This is a genomic window from Pseudomonas sp. S2_B07 (assembly GCF_054668435.1).
In genome coordinates this window covers 1,225,391-1,250,200 of the sequence record NZ_CP162769.1, presented here as the reverse complement: position 1 = coordinate 1,250,200, position 24,810 = coordinate 1,225,391, and the positions used below count along the sequence as shown (strand labels likewise).

At 60.3% G+C, this 24,810-nt stretch carries 20 protein-coding genes and 4 pseudogenes; 16 read left to right on the top strand and 8 right to left on the bottom strand.

The genetic code is table 11. The features are described 5' to 3' along the window. The 10 genes and pseudogenes from AB4N43_RS05770 to AB4N43_RS05725 all read left to right on the top strand — a co-directional run bounded on the left by AB4N43_RS05770 (position 1) and on the right by AB4N43_RS05725 (position 6,528). Positions 1-546, top strand: a complete 546-nt coding sequence (locus AB4N43_RS05770) for a PilN domain-containing protein (protein WP_027921391.1) — start codon at positions 1-3, stop codon at positions 544-546. Next, entirely contained in the window at positions 533-1,081 is a 549-nt protein-coding gene (locus AB4N43_RS05765; RefSeq protein ID WP_027921390.1) for a type IV pilus inner membrane component PilO, read from the top strand. Before AB4N43_RS05770 ends, AB4N43_RS05765 begins: the two co-directional genes overlap by 14 nt. Beyond that, a pseudogene (locus AB4N43_RS05760) lies at positions 1,081-1,595 on the top strand (hypothetical protein). Before AB4N43_RS05765 ends, AB4N43_RS05760 begins: the two are co-directional and overlap by 1 nt. Next, the gene (locus tag AB4N43_RS05755; protein ID WP_027921388.1) at positions 1,592-3,466 is read left to right on the top strand and encodes a secretin N-terminal domain-containing protein; all 1,875 of its coding nucleotides are present in this window, start codon (positions 1,592-1,594) and stop codon (positions 3,464-3,466) included. The pseudogene AB4N43_RS05760 and the gene AB4N43_RS05755 overlap by 4 nt, the downstream one beginning before the upstream one ends. Positions 3,467-3,468: 2 nt before the next feature. Next, on the top strand, positions 3,469-3,942 hold the full coding sequence (locus tag AB4N43_RS05750) for a type II secretion system protein (protein WP_027921387.1): 474 nt from the start codon (positions 3,469-3,471) through the stop codon (positions 3,940-3,942). A 4-nt stretch (positions 3,943-3,946) separates the two neighbouring features. Then, a pseudogene (locus AB4N43_RS05745) lies at positions 3,947-4,320 on the top strand (type II secretion system protein). After that, the gene (locus tag AB4N43_RS05740) at positions 4,295-4,834 is read left to right on the top strand and encodes a type II secretion system protein (RefSeq protein WP_027921385.1); all 540 of its coding nucleotides are present in this window, start codon (positions 4,295-4,297) and stop codon (positions 4,832-4,834) included. The pseudogene AB4N43_RS05745 and the gene AB4N43_RS05740 overlap by 26 nt, the downstream one beginning before the upstream one ends. Further along, positions 4,831-5,223, top strand: a complete 393-nt coding sequence (gene csgE / locus AB4N43_RS05735; RefSeq protein WP_027921384.1) for a curli production assembly/transport protein CsgE — start codon at positions 4,831-4,833, stop codon at positions 5,221-5,223. The genes AB4N43_RS05740 and csgE overlap by 4 nt, the downstream gene beginning before the upstream one ends. Continuing rightward, complete coding sequence (locus AB4N43_RS05730) at positions 5,220-5,639, top strand: curli assembly protein CsgF (RefSeq protein ID WP_027921383.1); 420 nt, start codon at positions 5,220-5,222, stop codon at positions 5,637-5,639. Before csgE ends, AB4N43_RS05730 begins: the two co-directional genes overlap by 4 nt. 30 nt (positions 5,640-5,669) lie before the next feature. Next, positions 5,670-6,528: pseudogene (locus AB4N43_RS05725) on the top strand (CsgG/HfaB family protein). 563 nt (positions 6,529-7,091) lie between these two features. On the opposite strand, the gene AB4N43_RS05720 reads toward AB4N43_RS05725, so the two are convergent. From AB4N43_RS05720 to AB4N43_RS05700, 5 genes are all read right to left on the bottom strand, one after another. Further along, a complete protein-coding gene (locus AB4N43_RS05720; protein ID WP_059181127.1) occupies positions 7,092-7,349 on the bottom strand; it encodes a hypothetical protein in 258 nt (85 codons plus the stop codon). Between the two features lie 369 nt (positions 7,350-7,718). Then, positions 7,719-9,167: a curlin gene (locus AB4N43_RS05715; RefSeq protein WP_027921381.1), complete on the bottom strand. Its 1,449-nt coding sequence runs from the start codon at positions 9,165-9,167 to the stop codon at positions 7,719-7,721. Positions 9,168-9,194: 27 nt separating this feature from the next. Further along, positions 9,195-9,656, bottom strand: a complete 462-nt coding sequence (locus AB4N43_RS05710; protein ID WP_027921380.1) for a curlin — start codon at positions 9,654-9,656, stop codon at positions 9,195-9,197. 59 nt (positions 9,657-9,715) lie between these two features. After that, complete coding sequence (locus AB4N43_RS05705; RefSeq protein ID WP_460153477.1) at positions 9,716-11,956, bottom strand: Ig-like domain-containing protein; 2,241 nt, start codon at positions 11,954-11,956, stop codon at positions 9,716-9,718. Positions 11,957-11,991: 35 nt separating this feature from the next. Further along, a complete protein-coding gene (locus AB4N43_RS05700) occupies positions 11,992-13,338 on the bottom strand; it encodes a hypothetical protein (protein WP_059181125.1) in 1,347 nt (448 codons plus the stop codon). 289 nt (positions 13,339-13,627) lie between these two features. Between AB4N43_RS05700 and AB4N43_RS05695 the strand changes: the two genes are divergently transcribed. The 5 genes from AB4N43_RS05695 (at position 13,628) to AB4N43_RS05675 (ending at position 22,095) form a co-directional block, all read left to right on the top strand. Then, positions 13,628-15,076, top strand: coding sequence for a sensor histidine kinase (locus AB4N43_RS05695; RefSeq protein ID WP_059181124.1), 1,449 nt, complete (start codon positions 13,628-13,630; stop codon positions 15,074-15,076). Positions 15,077-15,262: 186 nt separating this feature from the next. After that, on the top strand, positions 15,263-18,070 hold the full coding sequence (locus AB4N43_RS05690) for a multicopper oxidase domain-containing protein (RefSeq protein WP_460153474.1): 2,808 nt from the start codon (positions 15,263-15,265) through the stop codon (positions 18,068-18,070). Further along, positions 18,067-19,101 (top strand): SCO family protein, encoded by a 1,035-nt coding sequence (locus tag AB4N43_RS05685; RefSeq protein WP_410921903.1) that lies wholly within the window; start codon positions 18,067-18,069, stop codon positions 19,099-19,101. The genes AB4N43_RS05690 and AB4N43_RS05685 overlap by 4 nt, the downstream gene beginning before the upstream one ends. Positions 19,102-19,202: 101 nt before the next feature. Beyond that, a complete protein-coding gene (locus AB4N43_RS05680; RefSeq protein ID WP_027921374.1) occupies positions 19,203-20,696 on the top strand; it encodes a sensor histidine kinase in 1,494 nt (497 codons plus the stop codon). Then, on the top strand, positions 20,665-22,095 hold the full coding sequence (locus AB4N43_RS05675; RefSeq protein WP_027921373.1) for a sigma-54-dependent transcriptional regulator: 1,431 nt from the start codon (positions 20,665-20,667) through the stop codon (positions 22,093-22,095). Before AB4N43_RS05680 ends, AB4N43_RS05675 begins: the two co-directional genes overlap by 32 nt. A 3-nt stretch (positions 22,096-22,098) precedes the next feature. Here AB4N43_RS05675 and AB4N43_RS05670 read toward each other — a convergent pair whose 3' ends face one another. After that, complete coding sequence (locus AB4N43_RS05670; RefSeq protein WP_027921372.1) at positions 22,099-22,482, bottom strand: hypothetical protein; 384 nt, start codon at positions 22,480-22,482, stop codon at positions 22,099-22,101. A 167-nt stretch (positions 22,483-22,649) separates the two neighbouring features. Between AB4N43_RS05670 and AB4N43_RS05665 the strand changes: the two genes are divergently transcribed. After that, complete coding sequence (locus tag AB4N43_RS05665) at positions 22,650-23,459, top strand: class I SAM-dependent methyltransferase (RefSeq protein WP_460153471.1); 810 nt, start codon at positions 22,650-22,652, stop codon at positions 23,457-23,459. A 13-nt stretch (positions 23,460-23,472) separates the two neighbouring features. On the opposite strand, the pseudogene AB4N43_RS05660 reads toward AB4N43_RS05665, so the two are convergent. Together AB4N43_RS05660 and yghU are read right to left on the bottom strand one after the other, a co-directional pair. Beyond that, positions 23,473-23,697: pseudogene (locus tag AB4N43_RS05660) on the bottom strand (addiction module antidote protein); the annotation flags it as partial. A 227-nt stretch (positions 23,698-23,924) separates the two neighbouring features. Then, on the bottom strand, positions 23,925-24,767 hold the full coding sequence (gene yghU, locus AB4N43_RS05655) for a glutathione-dependent disulfide-bond oxidoreductase (protein WP_194939708.1): 843 nt from the start codon (positions 24,765-24,767) through the stop codon (positions 23,925-23,927). Positions 24,768-24,810 lie beyond the last annotated feature (43 nt).

Below are 24,810 nucleotides of genomic sequence, written 5' to 3'. Positions count from 1 at the left end.
ATGCGCCCGCTGATGCTCGACTTCCAGCCGCGTCGCCGTTCCGGCCCATTGGGCTGGAGCTTGCTGGCCGGTGGTGTGGTGTTGGCGCTGGTGTGTTTCTTCGTCCAGCAACACCTCGACGAAGAGGCCTCGCAACAACAAGGCCATCTGCAACATGCCCAGCGTGCACTCACCGGCGACAACGGCAGCAAGGTCTCCCTGACCCCGGCCGAAACCCGTGAGCAGGCTCAGAACCTGGCCGAAATGCGCAAAGTCTCCCAACAACTGCGCCGGCCTTGGGAGCGTCTGTTCGCCATGCTCGAAGCCATGCCACGCGACAACGTTGCCTTGCTGACCCTGACCCCGGATGCGCGCAAAGGTCAGGTACGCATCAGCGCCGAGGCGCGGGATCTGGAAGCCATGCTCGAATTCCACCAACGTCTGGAAGCCAGCGACGAGCTGTCCGACGTGTCGCTGCTCAGCCACGAAATCGTCGCCAACGTGCCGGAACACCCGGTGCAATTCAACCTGTCGGCCAGCTGGGAGATCGGCGATGCGAATCCCTAAATTGATCGTCCACGAATACCTGCAAGGCCTGGGCGTTCCTGGCCTGGTGGGCATGGCGCTGCTGCTGGTCGCTTTGGTGTATGGCCTGGGCGGCTTGATGCCGGACTGGCAAGCGCTGCAACAGCTGAGCCAGCAGACCCGTGAAGCCGGCGAGTACCTGGCCAAGGTTGAAGACGGCAGCGTCGCCGCCCCGGTGGTGCCGCAGCGTCAACTCGACGATTTCCGCAGCAAACTGCCGTCGCAGCCACAGGCCACCGTGGCCATCGACAAGATCTACGCGCTGGCCAGTCAGGAACACATCACCCTGTCGCGCGGTGAATATTCGCTGGGCATCGACCCCAAGACGCACCTGGCCCGTTATCAGATTTTGCTGCCGGTGCGCGGCAGCTATCCGCAATTGCGACGCTTCCTGCACGCCTTGCTCGGCCAGTTGCCGGCGGTGGTGCTGGAAGACGTGGAGTTGCAGCGCAAGAAGATCGCCGACACCGACCTGACCGGGCGGATCCGCATGACCCTTTACCTGTCGAGGTCATGATGAATACCAAGCGCGTACTGGGTTGGATGGCGTTCTTCGGTGTGGCCGCGGGACTGGCCTGGGGACCTCAATATTTCCAGAAAACCGATGAGGGCGACGAGTCTGTCGCCGCCTCAACCACCCCGGTCAAAAGCAAAACCGGCACGCTGCCGGCTGTAACGGCCAACGGCAAACCGGTGGTGATCAAGGACCTCAGCCCGTCCGGCGACCTGTTCACCGCCCGCAGCTGGAAGGTCGCGCCGACCCTCGCCAGCGTCATCGAACAACCCGTCAACCAGACCCCGGTGGTACAAGCCCCCAGCGTACCGCCGATGCCTTCCAGTTCATTGGCAAGCTCAATGACCGTTCCGACCTGCAAGTGTTTTTGCAGAACGGCGAAAAAATATACGTCGTACGCAAAGGGGATGTGATCGACGAAACCTGGCGGATCGAGCGGATTTCCGATGTGGAACTCAGTTTTGTCTACTTGCCTCTGCATTTATCCCAGACCTTGTCTGTGGGGAGCGCGCAATGAACACATCCCGTTTGCTGTTGAGTGTCTGCATCGCTGCAGCGCTGGCCGCGTGCAGTTCGGCGCAGCTCGCCAACCAGGAGGCGTCCCAACTGATCGAGTCGGGGCAATACGAGGCCGGCCTGGCCCGTATCGAAGAAGGGTTGCGTGAAGACCCTCGCGACACCGAACTGCACCTGGCCCTCAACAGCGGACGAGCGCTGGCGGTCACGAATTTATTGAGCCAGGGCGACATGGCCCGCGCCACGCGTGATTTCCCCTCGGCACGAATGGCCTATGGCCGAGTACTGAACATCGAGCCACACAACCGTCGCGCCCAAGAGGCGCTGAGCCAGCTCGACTACCTGCGCAGCATGGATGAAAAACTCGAACTGGCCCGTGGCGACCTGCGTCGCGGAGACATCTACGGCGCCGAACGCCAGGTCAAACAGATCCTCGAACTCGACCCCAAGAATGAAGGTGCTCTGGAACTGCAAGGCAACATCCGCCTGGTGCAGAGCCGCAACGTGGTCCCGTACCCACAACTGCGCACCCGCCTGGACCGCCCGGTGACCCTGGAATTTCGCGACGCCAACCTGAAAACCATTTTCGAAGTGCTGTCCCAGGTGGCCGGTCTGAATTTCATCTTCGACAAAGACCTGCGCCCGGACATGAAAGCCACGATCTTCGTGCGTGACGTGCGCATCGAGGACGCGGTGGAACTGCTGCTGCAACAGAACCAGTTGCACCAGAAAGTGGTAAACGAAAACACCTTGCTGATCTACCCGGACTCGCCGCAAAAGCTCAAGGACTATCAAGAGTTGGTGATGCGCACCTTTTACCTGACCAGCATTGATTCCAACACCGCGCTGAACATGATCAAGACCATGCTCAAGACCCGTGACGTGTTCGTCGATGAGCGCCTCAACACCCTGACCATGCGCGACACCGAAGACGCTGTGCGCATGGCCGAAAAGCTCCTGCAATCGCAAGACCAGTCCAACCCGGAAGTGGTGCTGGAAGTGGAAGTGATGGAAGTGGCCCGTCAACGGATTCTCGACCTTGGCCTGCAATGGCCGAACACCTTCGGCGTGATCAACACCGACGGTTCGCCGGTGACGATCCTCGATCAACTCAAAGGCATCGACTCCAGCCGGATCTCCATCTCGCCGTCGCCGCAAGCCAAGATCAACGCCCAGGACAACGACATCAACACCCTGGCCAGCCCGGTGATTCGTGTCAGCAACCGTGAGCAGGCGCGCATCCACATTGGTCAGCGCGTGCCGATCATCAGTGCGACCTCGGTGCCGTCGACCCAAGGGCCGGTGATCACCGAAAGCGTCACCTACCTCGACGTCGGTCTGAAGCTGGAAGTGCAGCCGATCGTGCACTTGAACAACGAAGTGGCGATCAAAATCGCTCTGGAAGTCAGTAACGCCACGCCGCTGGAACCGACCCGCCAAGGCACCATTCCGGTTCAGGTTGATACCCGCAACGCTCAGACCACGCTGCGTCTGCATGACGGCGAAACGCAGATCCTCGCCGGCCTGGTGCGTAACGACCACGGCGCCACGGGCAACAAGATCCCCGGTCTTGGCGACATCCCGGGCCTTGGCCGCTTGTTCGGCAGCAACAAGGACACCGTCGGCAAATCCGAGCTGGTGCTGTCGATCACCCCACGGATCGTGCGCAACCTGCCGTACCAGAGCCCGTCGGACATGGAATTCCCTACCGGCACCGAAACCAGCATGCACATCCAGGCGCCGGATCGGCGGATGGAGCCACGGATTCAGAACGAGCACATCGACCGCTCGGTGCCTGGCGTGACCACCGAAGTGACCGTCGGCCGGCCGGTGGCTTCCGCCACTCCTCAAGTCACTGTTGAGAAGCCTTGATCATGAACGCCTCGCAACGTGGTTTTACCTTGATCGAAGTCGTCGTGACGCTGGCCCTGATCGGCCTGCTGGCCGGTATGGCCGCGCCGCTGACCGAGACCGTGGTGCGCCGGGGCAAAGAGCAGGACTTGCGCACCGCGCTGTACCAGATTCGCGACGCCATTGACGCCTACAAGCGCGCCTTTGACGCCGGCTACATCGAGAAGTCGCTGAACAGCAGCGGCTATCCACCCAATCTTCAAGTGCTGGTCGAAGGCGTGCGCGATGTGCGCAGCGCCAAGGGTGCCAAGTTCTACTTCTTGCGCCGCGTGCCCCATGACCCGCTGACAGCGGTCAAGCGTGACGACGAAGGTGGCTGGGGGCTGCGCTCTTACGACAGCACGGCTCAAAACCCGCGGGAGGGTGAAGACGTCTTTGACGTTTACTCCAAGGCCCGGGGCAAGGGGCTCAACGGCATCGCCTACCGGGAGTGGTGAGCATATGCGTCGGCAAAAGGGCTTTACCTTATTGGAGCTGATGGTGGTCATGGCAATCATCGCGACGCTGATGACCATCGCCTTGCCACGCTATTTCAACAGCCTCGAAACGTCGAAGGAAACCACACTGCGCCAGAGCCTGTCGGCCATGCGCGAAGCATTGGATCACTACTACGGCGACACCGGACGCTACCCCGATTCCCTCGATCAACTGATCGAACAGCGTTACCTGCGCAACGCGCCGATGGACCCGATTGCCGAGCGTAAAGACACCTGGGTGCTGGTCGCGCCGCCGGATGGCGTGGCGGGCGGGGTGGCCGATATCAAAGTGGAGCCACAGGGAGGGCGCGCGATGGCAGCCTTTATTCCGAGTGGTAAGCCGGCTGACGAGGCGGGGTTCACCTACCTGGGCGTGCTGTTTCTGATCATGGTGATGGGCATGGGCCTGGCCAGTGCCGGCGAGTTGTGGGCAACCGCCTCGCGCCGCGATCGGGAGCGTCAGTTGCTGTGGGTCGGCACCCAATATGCCCAGGCCCTGCGCAGCTACTACCGCAGTTCACCAGGCCTGGCGCAGTACCCGAAAGAACTGGCGGACCTGCTGCAGGACGAGCGTTTTCCCTCGCCCAAACATCATCTGCGCCAGCTGTACCCGGACCCGATTGGCGGGGGTGAGTGGACGCTGATGCGCGGTTTCGACGGGCGCATCACCGGCCTCAACAGCCCCTCGACGGATACGCCGCTCAAGCAGAATGATTTCCCCAGCCAATGGTCGGATTTCGCCGGCATGGCCAGCTACAAAGACTGGCAGTTCGTGGCCGAGAAGGCCTTCCTCGACGGTACGTCCGGCCCGCCGAAAAGCCAGTCCGCACGGCCTCAGGGGCTGTCGCCATGAACAGACACTGGCTCGCTGTACTGATCCTCACGTGTGTAGCGTCTTTCGCCAGCGCTGGCGAAGAAGAGGAAATGCTCGGCTTCATTGTCGATGACACGATCTCGCACATCGGCCACGACTTTTACTACTCGTTTAGTGAGCGTCTGCGCGCCACCAGCCCGATGGATTTCAACCTGGTGGTACGTGAACGACCTTCGGCTCGCTGGGGCAGCCTGGTGACCGTGGAATATCGGCAGCGACTGGTTTATCGGCGTTTCTTGCCGCCGAACACCGTGGACCTTCAGGAGGAAGCCTACCAGGCGGCCGACATGGTTCGCGCACAGATAGCCCAGCAGAAGCTGGAGGCCTTGTTGCAAGACACCACGGACCTGGAGAGGGACGAATTATGAAGACGACAACGTTCTTGCAGTGCACCGGTTTTTTACTGTTCGGGCTTGGCAGCGCCAGCCTGGTCCAGGCCACGGAGCTGGTGTACACGCCCATCAACCCTTCGTTCGGCGGCAACCCGTTGAACGGCACCTGGCTACTCAACAACGCCCAGGCGCAGAACGACTATGACGATCCGGACCTGAAAAACCGTACCGCCGTGGCCGGGACCACAGCCCTGGAGCGATTCACCAGTCAGTTGCAATCGCGGTTGCTGGGGCAAGTGCTGGACAACATTTCCTCCGGTAATTCGGGGAGTCTTTCTACTGACGCTTTTATCGTCAACGTTGTCGACGACTCCGGTGCACTGACCATTGAGGTGACGGACCGATCGACCGGTGAAGTGTCGGAAATCCAGGTGAATGGCCTCGCTCCTTAAAGGGCTTTGGGTCGATGGGGAGTTAGGGACATGAAAAAAATAATTGCGCTAGGGCTGATGTTGGCAACCTTACAAGGGTGTGGTTTGCGCGAGCCGATGTCGGCCGAGCAGGACACCAAGACCCCGACCCTGACACCTCGGGCGTCGACCTATTACGACTTGTTGGCCATGCCTCGACCCAAGGGCCGGTTGATGGCGGTGGTGTATGGTTTTCGTGACCAGACCGGGCAATACAAACCGACCCCGGCCAGTTCGTTTTCAACCAGCGTGACCCAGGGCGCGGCGAGCATGTTGATGGATGCGTTGCAGGCCAGCGGCTGGTTTGTGGTGCTGGAGCGGGAAGGGCTGCAGAACTTGTTGACCGAGCGCAAGATCATTCGCGCTTCGCAGAAAAAGCCCAATACGCCGGTGAATATCCAGGGTGAACTGCCTCCGTTGCAAGCGGCGAACATGATGCTCGAAGGCGGGATCATTGCTTATGACACCAACGTTCGCAGTGGGGGGGGAAGGGGCGCGTTATCTGGGGATCGATATTTCCCGGGAGTACCGGGTGGACCAGGTCACGGTGAACTTGCGGGCGGTGGATGTTCGCAGTGGGCAGGTGTTGGCTAACGTGATGACCAGTAAGACGATCTACTCGGTGAGCCGTAGTGCCGGGGTGTTCAAGTTTATCGAGTTCAAGAAGTTGCTCGAGGCTGAAGTCGGTTACACCACGAACGAGCCGGCGCAGTTGTGTGTGTTGTCGGCGATCGAGGCGGCGGTCGGGCATTTGCTGGCGCAGGGGATTGAGCGGCATTTGTGGCAGGTAGCAGGTGATAACACGCCGGATGCCGATGCCACGCTTGACCGCTACCTGACTCAGTCGAAGGTTGATCCGGAGAGTGAGTAAACCGAGGCGGCCTTCGGGCCGACCTGGTTTTTGTTGTTGGGTGTACATATCCGTTGCTGCGGTAACGGCCGCTAATGGTTTCGCTCTTACAGCGAGTCCCTTTTGTCAAACGCGGTACGTGTCAAGGTACCTGTCGCCTTGGTACTTCCGCTGCTAACCCATTGCGCCGTTAACTTCAGGGCGTTCCTTCGTTCCGGTATCCATCCGGGGACACTGCCCTCCGGTCGGCTTCGCTTCGACCTACATGCAGCGTGTTCGACTGCGTCGAACGGCGCTGCGCGCCACCCCCCGGATGCACACCTCCACTCAGCCTCCCGAGGGGGCGGGTGGATCAAGATCAAGAGCTGCAGGCGAGCTAACGCTCGGCCTGATGAGTGGTGAGAAGCCAGGGCTGTACGCCGATTCATTGTAGGAGTGAGCCTGCTCGCGATGGCGGCCTGACAGCCGACCAATCCCTATCAGATGTACTCAATCCTACAATTGGATTGGTTTCTGCCGGGAATTTAGCGCTGTAGTGCGGGTTTTGGTAGTTCGAGGTTGTCCATCATTCGGTTCGCGGCCAGTTAGGCGGCAAAATCGCCGGCCATCACGCTGGCCTGGGCCAGGGATTCACAGGTGTGGGCCAGCAGGTCTTCGTCTTTGAGGTCCGGTGCGAAGAGGAACATGGTGCTGGGTTTGCGGGTGAGCGGTGATTTCAGGACCGAGGGATTGAGGTAGTGATTCAGTGCGCGTTCGGCGGCGTCGTGGAATTTTTTGGAATCGACGGATTCGTAGGGGGAAACGTCGTCGGTTTCGGGGAGATTTGGTGTTTCTTTGATCATGGTGAAGCTCCATTCGAAATAGGGAGTTCGCCACGACTGCGACCAAGCAGTGGGGTGGCAACCTGTACGCAGGTTGGTCGACCAGGGAATGGAACCCGGCAGGGCCTAAGCCCTCCCACGCACGGCTCGCCATGAAACAAGCATGAAAAGTGCGCCATTCCAAACCTGGGCGACCAAACCCGGTCGCTGAATTTGCAGCGTCGCGAAGGCTGTTTAACATTCAACATTGAAGTCGACTGACACTCCGTCATCGCGAGCAAGCTCGCTCCCACACTTATTTAATGATCGTTCCCAAGCAGAGCGTGGGAGCAATCACACGCAAAAAAACCGCGACCCTCACCAAAGGCCGCGGTTTTTTTCGCCTTGCGATTATTGCTGCAACACGGTTGCCTGGTTGGCGCTACCAAACTGCTGCACGGTCGCCGTCTGGCTTACGCCGCTTTGATCAACACTGGCAATGTTGCCGGTGCCGCCCTGGGTCACATAGGCGACGTTCATGGTGTCCGCCTGTTTGACGGTGATCATGTTGTCGCTGCCATACAGCTGTGTGGTGTAGGCCTGGTTGCCGCTGCCCGACTGGTCGAACTCGGTGCTGTTGCCAGTACCGTTGCTGCTGCCCTGGGCCAGGTTGGTGGTGCCGCGCTGGTCGGCGATGAGGATGTTGTCGCTGCCGTTCTGGTCAAAGTACAGCTCGTTGTAGGAGTCGGCCTGGCTGACCTTGGTTGAGTTGCCGGTGCCGGACTGGTTGGTGGTCATGATGTGGCCGGCGCCGTTCTGGGTGAAGTTGGCGACGTTGTTGGTGCCCACCTGATTGACGGTCGCACGCTGGTTGCTGCCGAACTGGCCACCCGTTTGCGGGCCTTTCCAGTTGCTGGCGTAGACCTTGTTGCCAGTCCCCACCGAATTGGCATTGAGCACATGGCTATTGCCGCTTTGGTAGGTGAAATGCACGTTGCCGGTGCCCGCTTGATACAGCGCGACGGTCGAGCCGAGGGATTCGAACTGGTCGGCATAGATCGCGTTGAGGTCGCCGACTTGCAGCACCGTCGCCACGTTGTTTTGGCCGAAGCTCTGGTCGACCACGGTTTCGTTGGTCTGCCCCATCTGATTGATGGTGGTCTGGCTGGCAGTCTGGCTGTCTTGCCAGACTTCGCTGCCGTTGCCATCGCCGAGCTGGTTGATGCTTATCGTGCCGCCCAGTCCGTTGCGTTGATCGCCATAGGCATAGTTATCGTTGCCCGACTGGTTGATGTTGATTTGGCCACCCACGTGAAACACCTGCTCGGCGGTGCCGTAGTTGGTGTTGCCGAGCTGGATGATGGACGCAGTGTTCTCCACGCCCAACTGCATCTGTTCGATGTTGGCCTCGTTGTTGTCGCCTTGCTGGAAGGTCGTGCCGGTGGAGCCGTCCTGACTGTCCTGATAGATAAACGAGAAGTTGCCGTTGCCCAGTTGTTGTTGCAGTGCCTGGCTGGCGCCCACGCCAATCGACTGACTGGCATGGCTGGTGTTGAACGTGCCGACCTGCTGCTGGGTGATGGTGCTGCCGTTTTCGTACAGTTGCTCACCATAACCGGCGTTGTAGTCACCGACCTGGGTCTGTTCGATGGTACTGCTGGCATTGTCCTGCAACGTCGCCGCATCGTTGCCCGATCCAGCCTGCTGCTGGGTGGACGTGCTGAAACTGGCCGTGGTCTGTTTCACGTTGGCGATGTTGGCATCGCCGTTCTGGTTCTGGATGGACGTGCTGTCGTCGGCCATCGCCTGGGCACTGAGGATGACCAGTATGGCGGCGGTGAGGGGCATTAATTTGAACATGATGGAACCTCCAAGTGGTGCAGTGCTTTAGCGATATTGTTTGACGGAGACGCTCATGCCGTTCCCGGACTGGGTCACGGCGCTGGAGAGCCCCGTGCCGGCCTGGACGATGCTGGCGTCGTTGTTATTGCCGTTCTGGGAAATCTGCGCACGGTTGTGGCTGCCGGTTTGTGTGATCGAGGCATCGTTGCCGGAACCTTGCTGGTTGATCATGGCCATCAGGTCGTTGCCTTGTTGCAGGATGTAAGCCTCCTGATTGCTGCCCGACTGGACGATATTGCCGAGCAACGACTGGCCGTTCTGTTGCACCAGTGCGATGTTGGCCTGGCCGTTCTGGTCGATCAGCGCGTGCTGGCCAACCGGTGGGGGTAACTCGCCCAGGTCGCCACCGGGACCGAGGTCGTTGTTGTCCATCAAGTCATCGGCGCGCACACCCGCGCTGCTGCAAAGCAGAAGCAGGCAGAGCAGGGCGGCGGTCGACGTTTTCATGGCTGAGTCCTTGGTTGAGGGCTTGCCCCACCGGCCATTGCGGTCGGTGGGGCGAGCGTTTACTGCACGGTGACGGAGACGTTGCGCACCGAGCCCGGGGTTGAACGGATGGTGGCCGTCGGGTTGAGCGATGGGGCGACCGTGGTGTTGGTGACCGTCAGGGTCCAGCGTCCGGTAATCGCCACGGTGGCGGTGCCCAGGGTGACCAGCCCGGCCGGTGTGGTGACCTGGACAGTGACCGTGTTGCCGACGATCGTCGACGAGGTACCGGCGAAGTTCCAGGTGAAGCGGTTGCCGGCACGGGCGGTGACCGTGGCAGCCGTCACGTTGAAGACTTCAAGGACCAGCGGTGGCGACACCTGCACGGTGACCGTGGCCGGTGCCGACAGGGCGCCGAAGCTGTCCCGGGCGACGTAGGTGAAGGTCGTGGTGAAAGGCAGCAGCACCGTAGCTGGAGGCGTATAGGTGATCGCCGTGCCGTTGATGGCAACAGTGCCGCGTCCTGCTGCCGGTTGGGTGAGGCTGGCGACGGCCAGCGGCAGGTTGCCTTCAGGGTCAGTGTCGTTGGTCAACACGTTGATCGTGACGGGTGCAGCCTGGGTCGAGACGCTGTCGTTGACAGCCACCGGCGACTGGTTAGGCGCCACAGTGACGGTCACGGTCACCGGATCGGTCGAGGCCAGGCCCTTGGCGTCTTGAACCTTGTAGGTGAAGGTCGTGGTCAACGGTGCATTGACGACGGCGGGCGGGGTATAGACCACGTTGTTGACGGCCAATGCCACGGTGCCCTGGCCAGCGGCCGGTTGTGCCAGTGCCGTGACGCTCAGTGGTGTGTTGCCGTCCGGGTCGCTGTCGTTGGCCAGCACGTTGAGGGTGACCGGCACGCCAAAGGTGGTGCTGCCCACATCGGCAACGCCGATCGGCGCCTGGTTCTGACCGGTATCCGGTGCGGTACCGACTACAACGACCGGCTCGGTGTCACTGCCGCCCGCGGCCGACTTGATCGTCACGGTGGCCGGTGGCTGCAGCAGATCCGGAACGGTCAGGCGTTGCAGCGTGCCGTTCTTCGACAGCCGCCCATAACCCTGAGCGACCATGTCCGGTATGCCCACTTCGTCGGTGGAAGTGGCTTCGATCAGCAGGCTGTGATTGCTCCAGTTGTAGCGGGCGGTCTGGATTTTCACCACATCGCTGAGTTTGCTCGACACGGAGGTCGGACGGGTCGAACCGGTCGGGTTGGTGGCGGTGATCACGACGACCGGAGGCACGGCGCCATTGGCCAGGAGGTGCTGGCCGAAGAACTGGCCGTTGTTATCGCCGACCATGGTGGTCTGACAAGGCGAAACAGGCGGGCCGGGGACCAGGGCGATGCTTTCGCGGAAGCACAGGGCCGAGCCGTTGTCGGCTTTGCCAAAGACTTCGACGCGGGTGCTGTTGCCTCCTGTTCCGCCGGTGCGCCGGTACGTGGCGCGGCTGATTTCCACCGGTGTTTGCGCGCGGCTGTCGAGCACTTTGCCGGACAGGGTGAAGAGGCTAGTCTCGATAGTCCCGGCGGGCCCCTGGATGCGCACGAAGTTGGTGTTGTTGGGGCTGCCGGTCACGGCTTCGGTGAGGTTCGGATCGCCGACGAAGGTTTCGACGGCGCCGGTTTCCGGGTTCACTTCCGTGTATGGGCCGTTCACGCTGCGCAGGAATGGCCCGATGGCACCGTTGACCGCACCGCTGAAGACCCCTGGCGCACCGACGCCGACGTCTCTGGTGATGTTGATCGCACGACGGCCGGGGGTGGTGACGTTGACCGTTTCCACGCCGTAAGGGTGGGTGATGGTGTAGGTGCCGGCGACGGGAATGTTGATCCTCATACGGATCCGCGCGAAGCTGATCTGATCACCGTCGAGCGGGTTCCCGCCGGCAAATGCCGCTTCTATCCCGGCGACGTAGGCGTCCATCCCGTAGCCTGCGGCGTTGTTGGGGATGGTGGTCTCGGCGAGGAACCAGAAGGATTCGTCTGGCCAGTTATCCGGGAACACCATCGGCTGGGTGTCGTCGAAAATGCCCGGTGCCGGCAGCAGGGTGCACATGTAGGCTGGCGGTACAGAGGCGCCTACCCGCGAGCTGACGGCTTTGGACTGGCACAGCTCCATCGACAGCAGATTGTTGTCCTGGTACCAGATCGGGAATTTCCCGGTGGCAAAGGTATAGGGGCCGGGGTCGACGGCAGCGAGTTGCGCGAAAGCACTGCCGGACAGCGATAGAGTCAGTCCCAGGGCGTTGAGCGCCAGGCGTGGCCAATTGTTCATGATGCCTCCTGATGAGGATCTGGGCATGTGAGCGTTCATTGCACGATGACCACTTCTTCGGTGTCGCTGCCGCCATTGGATGACGTCACCCGAACCTGGGCTGGCGGAATCGGCGAGATGCCGGTGGCCAGGCTTTTCACGGCACCATCACCACTGAGCGCGCCGATGGCGGCCCCGGTACCCGAGGTGGCGGTGAGCACCGGTGGCGAGGTTTCATCACTGGTCGAGGCGACGATGGTGATCTGGCCGTTGCTCAGGCTGTACTCGGCACGGGAAATCACCACCAGGTCACTCAGGGGCATGGGCAGGGTCGTCGGCGTGCTGCTGGCGATGGCCAGGTGGTTGTCGGCGGTCACTTGCAGGGTGTTCGGCAACGATGGATTGGTCGACGACTGCGCGTACCAATGGCCGGTACTGTCGGCTTCGGTGAAGTTCAACACCGGGTTGTTGCTGTCCAGGGTCACTGTCGCCGGTGCGGGCGGAGCCATGACGAAGACGTCTTGCTGAGCCACCGGTGCGCTGGTACCGGCATGCCGTGAGTAGGTGCTGCGCTGGGCGATGACCGGGGTTGGCCGGACCACCGTCGACAGCTTCCCGGAGACGGCAAAGAGGTTGGTGCGCAAGTCCAGGCCATTGGGGCCTTCGATGCGCACGAAGTTGGTGTTGAACGGACTGCCGGTGACGGCTTCCGTGAGGTTCGGGTCGCCAACGAATTGTTCGGCGGCACCGGTGACCGGGTTGGTCTCGGTGTAGGGGCCGTTGACGCTGCGCAGGAACGGTCCGACATCGCCCTTGAGCGCGCCGTCGTAGGTTTTCGCTGCGCCGATGCCGATGTCCCGGGTCATGTTGATCGCCCGCCGCCCGGGGGTATCGACGGTGAACACTTCGACGCCATAGGGGTGCGTCACGACGTAGGTCCCGGCCGTGGGCACATCGATACGGATGCGGATGCGCGCAAAGCTGATCTGGTCGCCTTCCACTGGGTCGCCGCCGCTGAAGGCTGCTTCAACCGCAGAGACATACGTCAGGTCGATGCCACGGGTTGCATCGACGATGGTGGTTTCGCCGGTCGCCCAGAACGCTTCGTCGGGAAAGTTGGTCGGGAAGACCATCGGTTGGGTGTCGTCGAAAACACCCGGTGTGGGGATCAACGAGCACATGTAAGTCGGGGCGCCTGGTGCGCTGGCCACCCTGGAACTGACGGCCTTGGACAGGCACAGATCAAGGGTGCGACCGTGCGTGTCTTGATACCAGGCGGCGAAATTGCCGTTGGCGGGCAGGTAAGGTCCGGTGTCGACTGCAAACAGCGCCGCCTGCGCAGCGCCTTGGGCCAGAGCGGACACGATCAGGGCGATCGTGGTTTTGGACAGTAAAGGGTGCATGAGTATTCCCTCTATCAGAAGACCTGCCCCTTGGGGGTGGGTCAGTTGAGAGGGCTTCGGCAACTTCCATACCAATCTTTGAAAACCACCGCCTCAGGCCCGCAGTGAAAGCCTGTGGCACTGGCGCAGCAAAATCGTGCCGGGCGTTGAAGCGGGCGACTGTCCCCAGTTTTGGGGGGCTATGGGGGCAGTGGGGCAAACGGGGGAAGTGGGGGGGACAAAACCCGAAGCCGGGCAAACATCGGGCAGTGGGCTATAAACCTATAGGGAGCACCCGGAAACCACATCGATGACTATTCAAGCCACAGCCCTGCTCAAAGAAGAAGGCGACATTCGCCTGAGTTCGCGCAAACAGCCGTTCAACCTGCTGCGCTGGTTTTCGCTGATCAGCATGGCGGTGATCGGCACGGTGGCTGTGGCGTTGGGCGCAGTGTCCACGCGCTTTGTGATTACCGAGAGCGTGCAGCGTGATGCGTTGCTGACCTCACAGTTCATTGAAGCGATTGCCTCGGCCGAGGTGCGCCATGTGTCCATTCCTCACGTGCGGACCATGGGCGAGTTGCTCGACCCGCGCAAAGACAAGGATTTCCCCGATGTCGACCCGCAGGCCCGAGCCAGTGCCCGGGGTGAATTCCTCGATCACATCCAGCATTTGCCCGATGTGATCCTGGCCAACATCTACGCCCCGGACCGCATGGTGATCTGGTCCACCAACCCTGAATTGATGGGCACCACGATCCATGCCGACGAGGACCTCGATCAGGCATTCGGCTCCAAGACCCCGGTGTCCGCCAGCTATCACAACGTAGACAAGGCGCGCATGGAGCAGAAGTTCGTCACGCCGCCGGACTACATCTTCATCGAGAATTACATCCCGCTGTTCGACGCCGACCGCAACAACGTCACCGCAATGGTCGAGATCTACAAGGAACCCAAGGACCTGATCGAGCGTATGGAGCGCGGCCTGGCCCTGATCTGGCTGGCCACGGCCCTGGGTGGCGGGCTGATCTACCTGGGCTTGTACTGGATCGTGCGGCGGGCGGCGAATCTGTTGGCCACGCAACAAAAACAACTGATCACCAACGAAACCTTTGTCGCCCTCGGGGAAATGTCTTCGGCGGTTGCCCATAGTTTGCGCAACCCGTTGGCGACCATTCGTTCCAGCGCCGAGCTGGCCCTTGAGTTCGACAGTGGCCCGGCCCACAAGAACATCAACGACATCATCGGTCAGGTGGACCGCATGTCGAAATGGGTCCGGGAATTACTGCAGTCTTTGCGACCGCTCAATGACGAAGCGGAGCCGGTGAACCTGGTTGCCTGCTTGCATGACAGCCTGCTCGCCTTCGAGCATCAGATCGCCAAGGCCAATGTTCACGTAGTGTTCGAGCCGAAGGAAACACCGATGGTGTTGAGCCAGCAGGTGCAGCTGACGCAGATCCTCAACAGCTTGCTGGCCAATGCGCTGGAAAGCATGGATAAGGGCGGCACGCTGACGATCTTGCTGGAACCGACCGATACCAAAGGTATTTGTGTGAGCGTCAGCGACACCGGCAAAGGGATGAACGAGGAGCAGCGCAGCATGGCGTTCCGGCCGTTTTTTACCACCAAGCAAGGTGGCTTGGGCGTCGGGCTGGTGCTGGTGAAGCGCATCATGGATCGTTTCGGTGGCGCGGTGACCCTGGACAGCCGTGAAGGCGAGGGCACGACCGTCCGTTTGTCGTTTAAACGATTCCCCTGAAACTGGGTGTGAACCTCCCCCGTTAGCGGGTGTCAGGACCCAGTCGTTTTTTCGGGGTATGGCACATTGATGTTGATAAGCCATTGTTTTTTCGGGTGTTAATACTTTCGTATAAATTAGTTACAAATCTGGCGAGCTCCTTGCAAAACCCCCATCACCCCCTTCATGACTTCGAGGCGGCTGGTGATGGACACAAAAGCGCGTTATCCCTTCAAGTGGTTTGGCCTGTTGACGCCTCTGGGCGTCCTTCTGACGATGACGCTGGGCACAGCGAATCTGCGTGCCAGCCCGATTGATGACGAGCGACAGCCAGAACCGTCCGACCCTTCGGCCTACTACGACGAACCGGCTGACGAAGCCACGGCGTTGAATGCGATTTTGACCATGCCGGAGGCCAACGAAGATTCCTTCGACCTGCCCGATGGTGTCAAAGGCACCCGCATGACCACGCGGCAGGAAAATATCCTGCCGCCGGCGGTGCAGACCAGTTTCAACTACCCCACCAATGGCAAGCCGAGCCCATTGTTTGGCGCCCAGCCATTCACTCAGCAGTTGGTGCTGTTCGAAGAGTTCGGCCCGGAAAAACTCGACCCCACCACACCGGCGGCGCCGCTGGGTTTTCCGCCGGCAGCGGTCGGCCCGTTGCCACAACAGGACCCGACCAATGCCGCCCGCAGTGCACCACCGAGCGCGGCACTCGATGCCTTCATGCGTCAACCGGGGCTGGCACCGTTCCCCAGCCAGTATTCCAACGTGGTGGATCGCAACCCGTGGCAGGCGCAGATTGAAGTGTTCCTCAACCGCCATATCGGCTCGTCGGCTGAAGGTCGTCCACCAGGAAAAGGCTGGTCGCATCAACGCTGGAACGAGTTCTACCCGCAAATGGCCTACAAAACCGTGCAAACCGGGGCGAGGCTCAACAGCGGTTGGCGTGACAGCCTGCAAATGCACCACTACGCCGTGGGCGAGTTCGGCCCCGGTGGCCTGTATCACAACGTCGCCGGGGTGCCGGCTACCGATGGCACAGCCAAAGGGGTCGACGCGCGTTTCCACCCGAGCATGCCGGTGCAGAATCACAATTCGGTCTGGACCTTCGACGGCACGCTGCCGCCTAAATTGCTGATGGTGCGTTATGGCCAACCGGTACTGATGCGTCACTACAACGGCTTGCCGATCGACCCCGCCGCCAACATGGGCTTTGGCTTGCACACCATCAGTACCCACGAACACAACGGTCATGCGCCGGCCGAAAGCGACGGTTATGCCAACGCGTTTTTCTTCCCCGGGCAGTATTACGACTATCGCTGGCCGATCCAGTTGGCCGGTTACGACACCATCAACACCGACGCTCATGATCCACGCGCGGCATTCCCTTGCTCGCCAGGTGAGACCCTGTGGACCAACGATATGAGCCCGAGCCGCAAGACGTGCGAGAACGGCACGATCAAGATCCGAGGCGACTGGCGCGAAACCATGAGCTCCCACTGGTTCCACGACCACATGCTCGATTTCACCGCGCAGAACGTCTACAAGGGCAACGCGGCGATGATGAACTACTACAGTGCCCTGGACCGTGGCAACGAATCGGTGAACGATGGCGTCAACCTGCGTTTCCCCAGCGGCAGTGCCTTGCCGTGGGGTAACCGTGACTATGACGTCAACCTGGTGTTCGCCGACAAGGCCTGGGATCAGAACGGTCAGCTGTGGTTCAACCCCTTCAACACCGATGGCTTCCTCGGTGACCAGGTGCTGGTCAACTGGCAGTGGAAACCGAGCCTCGATGTCCGCGCCCGCAGCTATCGGTTTCGCATGCTCAACGGCTCGGTATCGCGTTACTACAAGTTTGCGCTGGTGCGGGAAATCAAGGGCACCAGTGGCGAGTTCCAAGGGCCTAAAGGCTCGGGTGTGTCCTATGCCCGCGTGCCGTTCCACATGATTGCCAACGACGGCAACATCATGGAACACAGCGTGCCTTTCGACGGCTCCATGGACCTCGACGCCGACGGCGATAAACAGAACCACAACGCAATCCTGCCCACCCAGGGCATTGCCGAACGCTTCGACATCATCGTCAACTTCGCGAAAAACGGCATCAAGCCGGGGGACAAGATTTTCTTCGTCAACCTGCTGGTCCACGACGATGGCAAAGGCCCGAAAGAACCGGTGTCGCTGGCCGACGTGCTCTCTGAAAATTACAAAGCGGTGATCAAGCAAACCAGCAAAGGGCCGATGTGGGACAAGGGCGACCCTGCGGTGGGCAAAGTGTTGCAACTCAACGTCAAGGCCTACACCGGTCAAGACCTGGCGATGAACCCTGCAGCCTACGAACCGGCCAAACCGGGCAAAGCTGAAGGCCTGGTGATGATCCCGCTGAAGATCCATCGCGACAACGCTACTGACAAGGCACTGCTGGCCCAGGCACTTCACCGCACCTTTACCTTCGGCCGTTCCGACGGCACCGATGAAGCACCGTGGACGGTCAAGACCGACGGCGGCTTCGGCTTCCACATGGACCCACGGCGCTTGAACACGGCGACCCACTTGGCCAACGGTCCGACCGATGCCGGTGCTGCGGGTTTCGGCACCCTGGAGGTCTGGAACATCAAGGCCGGCGGCACGGGCTGGAGTCACCCGGTGCATGTGCACTTCGAGGAAGGGATCATCCTCAGTCGCGGCGGCAAGGCGCCACCGGAATGGGAAAAATGGGCACGTAAGGACGTGTACCGCATCGGCTCGGAAAAAGATGGCCTGGATAACGTCGAGATGGCGATCAACTTCCGCGAATTCGCCGGGACCTACATGGAGCACTGTCACAACACCCAGCACGAAGACAACTCGATGTTGCTGCGTTGGGACATTGAGAAACCCGGGCAATTCCAATTGATGCCCACACCGCTGCCAAGCTGGGATGGTGTGCGCTACGTCAACTCCGCCGCGCTGCCAACCTTCCGCACTGGCGACGGCTTCGGCCCTAAAGTGGTGGTCAAACCATGAAACGCCGCGAGGGAGCCGACCTGCACGTGCACACGCCGCGCTCCCGCGCCCTGGGCATGCACCTGATTCTGGTGCTGGTCACTTGTCTGCTGGCCAGTCAGGTGCTGCTGGCCCATGAGGGTGTGCTGTCGCCGACGGAATCGGCGACACCCTGGGGCGGCGACTATTTCCCCAACACTCTGCTGACTGACCAGGACGGTCAGCAGGTGCATTTTTTCGATGACCTGATCAAGGACAAGGTGGTGGTGATCAACTTCATCTTCACCTCGTGCAGCGACTCTTGCCCACTGGAGACCGCGCGCCTGCGCCAGGTGCAAAAGCTGCTCGGCGACCGGGTCGGCAAGGACATCTTTTTCTACTCCATCAGCATTGACCCCTTGAGCGATACACCCGAAGTGCTCAAGGCCTATGCGCAACGCTTCAAGATCGGGCCGGGCTGGAAATTCCTCACCGGGGAATTTGCCGACGTCACTGAGCTGCGCAAGAAACTCGGGCTGTTCATTGAAGGCGTCGACAACGGACGTAGCAAGGACCACAACCTGAGCCTGATCGTCGGCAACCAGAGTACCGGTCGCTGGATGAAAGCCTCACCGTTCGAAAATCCATGGATTCTGGCCGATCAGTTGGCCAACACCTTGCAGAACTGGAAAAAGGCCAGCGCGGAAGAAAGCTACGCCGACGCTCCGCAAATCCGCCCACCAAGCAATGGCGAAGAATTGTTCCGCACCCGCTGCGCGTCCTGCCACAGCCTGGGCCCAATGGACGGGCAGGGCCTCGGCATGCGCAGCATCGGCCCGGATCTGATCGGCGTGACCCGCCAACGCGACCCGGCCTGGCTCAACCGCTGGATTCGCGAGCCGGACAGGATGCTCAAGGAGAAAGACCCGATTGCCGTGGAGCTGTTTGAACGTTTCGACAAAATACCGATGCCCAACCTGCGCCTGGATGAGAAATCCGCGCAGTCGATTGTGGATTTTTTGCAGGAAGAAACCGAGCGCCAGCAGCCCTTGCAAGCGGCACAGGCGCAATAGCGGCGAAATACTATCATTGGGTCATCAGGCACGTTCAATGCGACCTACACTGATCCGTGACATGGCTGAACAGGCTAGATACGAGCATCCAGGACAACCCTATGGCGACAATAGAACAACAAAAAGAACCTGCGCCGGTCACGCCGGCAGCAAAGGGCCAAAACCGGTTGGGACAGTTCAATCTGCTGCGCTGGTTTTCCCTGGGCAGCTTTCTGATCATCGCCGCCGTGGCGCTGGGTTTGGGCTATGTGTCCACGCGTTTTGTCGTCGATGAGAGCATCGAACGTGACTCCATGCTGACCGCGCAATTCATTCAGGCCATCGGTGATGCGGAAATCCGTCACGCGGGCATCCCCCTCACAAGAACCATGGGCGAAATGCTCGATCCGCGCGATGACAACGCCTATTCCGACGTCAATCCAGGCGCCCGTGCTGCGGCCCGCATAGAGTTTCTCGATCATGTCGAACACTTGCCGGACACGCTGCTGGCGGTGGTGTACGCCCTGGATCGCACGGTGGTCTGGTCGACCAATCCACAAATGATCGGCATGCGCGTCGAAGGCGATGAAGAATTGGACGAGTCCTTTGAAATGAAGGAAACCGTCTCTACCAGCTATCACCAGATCGACGAGGAGCGTCCCGAACAGATGCTGTTGCGCGAGCCCAAATATCTGTTCGTCGAGAACTACATCCCGATGTTCAACGCCGACAAAAGCAAAGTAATCGCCATGGTCGAGATCTATAAGGAACCGGTGGACCTTGTGGAGCGCATCCAGCGTGGTTTCAAGGCAATCTGGATCGCGACAGTACTTGGCGGCCTGGTCATTTACCTTGGGTTGTTCTGGATTGTTCGTCGGGCTGCAACGTTGCTGCAGAGCCAGCAACAGCAACTGATTACCAATGAGACGTTTGTTGCACTGGGGGAAATGTCCTCGGCGGTGGCGCACAGTTTGCGCAATCCGCTGGCGAACATTCGCTCCAGCGCCGAACTGGCCCAGGAAATCGCCAGCCAGAGTGCGCAGAAGAACATCGGCGACATCATCAACCAGGTTGATCGCATGTCACGCTGGGTTCGGGAATTGCTGGTGTCGTTGCGGCCCATGAATGACGACTACGAAACGGTCGACCTGGTGCTGGCCATCGATGACACCCTGAGTGCCTTCGATGCGCTGATCAAACGTTCGAACGTGGAGGTGCACTTCACACCTCAAACCTGCCCACCGGTCGTCAGCCAACAGGTGCTGCTCACGCAAATTCTCAATAGCCTGTTTGCCAACGCCCTCGAAGCCATGCCCAAGGGCGGCCACTTGACCGTCGAGATCGAACAGGCGCAGCCGGGCCATGTGCGCATGACCCTCAGTGACACCGGCAAAGGCATGAGCACGCAGCAGCAACAGATGGTCTTCAAGCCGTTCTTCACCACCAAACAAGGCGGGCTGGGCGTAGGCCTGGCCCTGGTCAAACGAATAATGGAGCGTTTCGAAGGCTCGGTCGACCTGACCAGCCAGGAGCAGGAGGGAACCCGCGTCTGTCTCAATTTTAAAGTGGCAACGGGAGGGGAATATGGAGCACAGCATATTGCTGGTCGAGGATGACGAAATCCTCGCCGAGAATATTCAGACCTACCTGGAGCGCAAAGACTTCGAGGTGACGGTCTGCCACTCTGCTGAAGATGCACTGGAGCAATTGAGTACGTTCGCCCCGGACGTGGTGCTGACCGACAACTCGTTGCCTGGCATGAGTGGTCACGACCTGATCCAGAAGCTGCGCATCAGCGCGCCGGATCTGAAAGTGATCATGATGACCGGCTACGGCAATGTCGAAGATGCCGTGGTGGCGATGAAGGAGGGCGCTTTTCATTACGTCACCAAACCGGTGGCCCTTCCCGAGCTCAAGCTGCTGCTGGACAAAGCGTTGGCCACGGACCGCATGGAGCGCACGCTGTCGTTCTATCAGGAACGCGAGGCGCAGAAGTCCGGCGTGCAGGCCTTGATCGGCGAATCGGCGCCGATGAACTACCTGAAGAACACCATCGCCCAATTGCTCGACGCCGAGCGCCGCATGGCCAACGCCGACCTGCCGCCGGTGCTGGTGGAAGGCGAGACCGGCACCGGTAAGGAACTGGTGGCGCGGGCACTGCACTTCGACGGCCCGCGCAGCAAAGGCCCGTTCATTGAATTCAACTGTGCATCGATCCCGTCCAACCTTGTGGAGTCGGAACTGTTCGGCCACGAGAAAGGCGCCTTTACCGACGCCAAGGACCGACGGACCGGCCTGGTGGAAGCGGCCGATGGCGGCACGCTGTTTCTCGATGAAGTCGGTGAAATGGACCTGTTGCTGCAAGCCAAACTGCTCAAGCTGCTGGAAGACCGGACCATTCGCCGGGTCGGCGCGGTGAAGGAGCGCAAGGTCGATCTGCGGGTGATCAGCGCCACCAACTGCAACCTCGAACAAATGGTCCAGCAAGGCAAGTTTCGCCGTGACCTGTTCTTCCGCCTGCGGATCATTTCCATCAAGGTGCCGCGCCTGTATGCCCGTGGCGAAGACATCCTGCTGCTGGCCCGGCATTTCCTGTCGATCCACGGCAAACGCTATGGCAAGCCGAACCTGCATTTCAGCGATCAGGCCGAAGAGCTGCTGCTCAGCTACAGCTGGCCGGGCAACGTGCGCGAGCTGCGCAACATGCTCGAGCAAACCGTGCTGCTGGCTCAGAGCGATACCATCGCCGCGCACCAGTTGAACGTCTGCCTGAGCCTGGTGGACGACCCGCCGATGTATCAGCATGAGCCGCAACACCATGAACCGCGTCCGGTCTACAGCGGCACGGAGTCGATGAACCTGCCGGAAGTCGAGCGCGACATGGTGCGCAAGATGCTCGACAAGACCGACTGGAACGTTACCAAGTCCGCTCGGCTATTGGGCCTGAGCCGCGACATGCTGCGTTACCGGATCGAAAAACTCGGCCTGGCACGTCCGGATAAACGCCAGTGGTAGCGCTTATTGCAGCACCGGGCCCTGACGGCTGAGGCATTCGAGCAGGCAGGTCGGGTCGAGGACTTCCTCGTTCACATAGACGCCATGCTCGGCATCGTAGGTGCGAATGAACACCCGGGTGGAGGCATCGGCGATTGTCGGCAAGCGTGAGTCGGAGAACACGTGCTGGCTTGAAACCGGCACGAAAGTTTGGGGCGACGTCGGGATGTACGACCCCGGCGGAATGATGTTCATGGAGGGGGGAACCGGGTGAGCGAAGGGCTGGTCGGCCCCGTAATAGTTGAATTCACTGCTGTAGTCGGTGGTCGGCGTCAGGCTGTCGTCCGCGTGGGCGGCGCTCGCCAGTGTCAGGCAGACAGTGAGCAGCATCAGATCGGATTTTTTCATGGCAACACCTGTGCATTCGGTTTTCGCGCAATTCCCCAAGGTCATTAACTATAGCTGTCGTGCGGGCACGCGTTCGCGATGCCCGGTTTACAAGATTCCAACAGGTTTTTTCAGCACTCCGATCTAGACTTGGGCCGGTCAATCAAGACCCGAATCTGGAGCGTGCAATGGAAATGCCGACACAAGAACAAGCCATCGCCAGCAACCGCGAGGCGTGGAATGACTCCGCCCGACACCACAAAGACACCTGCGAATGGCGCGATTTGGTGAGTGCCGTGGGGCAGCGGGATTTTTCCTGTCTGGATGCAACGTTGACTGGCGTGCTGGAACAGGTGGGCGTCGACGGCCGGGATGTGGTGCAACTGGGCTGCAACAACGGCCGCGAAAGTCTCTCGCTGTATGCGCTGGGTGCCCGCAGCGTGGTGGGCGTCGATCAGTCGGCCGCGTTTCTCGATCAGGCGCGGGAGTTGGCGTCGCGCTCACCCCATCAGCCTGAATTTATCGAAGCCGATATCCATCAGTTACCGACCTCGTTGCATCAGCGTTTCGACGTGGCCCTGATCACCATCGGCGTGTTGAACTGGATGCCGGACATCGGCGAGTTCATGCAGCATGTCGCGCAAACCCTCAAGCCGGGCGGGGCGCTGGTGGTGTACGAAACCCATCCGTTCCTTGAAATGTTCGACCCTGAATCGGCCGATCCGTATCGCCCGCACAGCTCGTATTTTCGCAGCGAACCGTTTGTGCAGAATCAGCCGATTGTGTACGAAGGCAAGGTCGAACAGCCGGCTGCGGCGTCCTACTGGTTTGCTCACACCCTCGGGGACATCTTCACCGGTGCCCTCGATGCAGGGTTGCAGATCAGCCACTTCAAGGAATACCCGCACTCGAATCGGGAGGAAGTGTATGACCGGTATGAGCGGCAGGTGGCGCAGTTGCCGATGTGTTTTTCGTTGGTGGTGAGGCGAGCACTGTAGTCAGAAGCGGCTCTCAGTGAGCCGAGTGATTTACCGAATGACCCGGCTGCGCGCAGCGATCAATTCCAAGGGCATGAATGACTTTCAAGACCGTATCAAAACGAGGTTTTGCACCCGGAGCGAAGGCCTTATACAGGCTTTCGCGCCGCATACCTGAGCCCTTGGCTATTTGTGTCATTCCACGTGCTTTTACCACATAGCCGATAGCACGAAGAAACTCCTCGTTGTCGCCGTCGGATGTCCGCCAAAAATCCCCTGTAGGAGTGAGCCTGCTCGCGATAGCAATCGTTCAGTCACATCAGCTTTGAATGCGCCAGCGCCATCGCGAGCAGGCTCACTCCTACAGTTTTGACCTTCATGAGACACAGCGTTTGTGTCCGGCGTAGATCCCTGTGGGAGCGAGCTTGCTCGCGATGACCGCACCACGGTTTATCTGTCAGCCATCAAACCTGAGAGCCCGGATTTTCAGCGGTTCAAATCATCCGCCTCATGCCGTTCAGGCACCTGGCTTTCCTCATCGCCCCACGTACGATTGACGCGCTGCCCGCGCAGGACCGCAGGTCGCTTGGCAATTTCCTCCGCCCAGCGTTGCACGTGGGTGTATTCGTGTGCAGACAGAAACTCGGCCGCCGAGTACACCTTGTCCCGCACCAGTTGGCCGTACCAAGGCCAGACTGCAATATCGGCGATGGTGTAGTGATCGCCCGCCAGGTAGGGGCTTTCGGCCAGTCGGCGATCGAGGACATCCAGCTGCCGCTTGGTCTCCATCGTGAAGCGGTTGATCGGGTATTCAAGTTTCTCTGGCGCGTAGGCATAGAAATGCCCGAAGCCGCCGCCCAGGTAGGGCGCTGCGCCCATTTGCCAGAACAGCCAGTTCAAGGTTTCGGTGCGTCCTGCCACATCGGTGGGCAGGAAAGCGCCGAATTTTTCCGCCAGATACAGCAGGATCGAACCGGACTCGAACACGCGGATGGGCGGCTTCGCGCTATGGTCCAGCAACGCCGGGATCTTGGAGTTCGGGTTGATCTCGACAAAGCCGCTGGAGAACTGATCGCCGTCGTTGATGCGGATCAGCCAGGCGTCGTATTCCGCGCCGGTATGCCCAAGCGCCAACAACTCCTCCAGCAGAATGGTCACCTTCACCCCATTGGGCGTGGCCAGTGAGTACAACTGCAACGGGTGCTTGCCGACCGGTAAGGTCTTGTCATGGGTCGGTCCGGCGGTTGGCCGGTTGATGTTGGCGAATTCGCCGCCAGACGGGGCGTTGTTTTTCCAGACCTTGGGAGGAATGTAGGACGCTTTGCTCATGAGACGGACCCCCATTGTTGACGTGCTGTGATCACAGACTGCA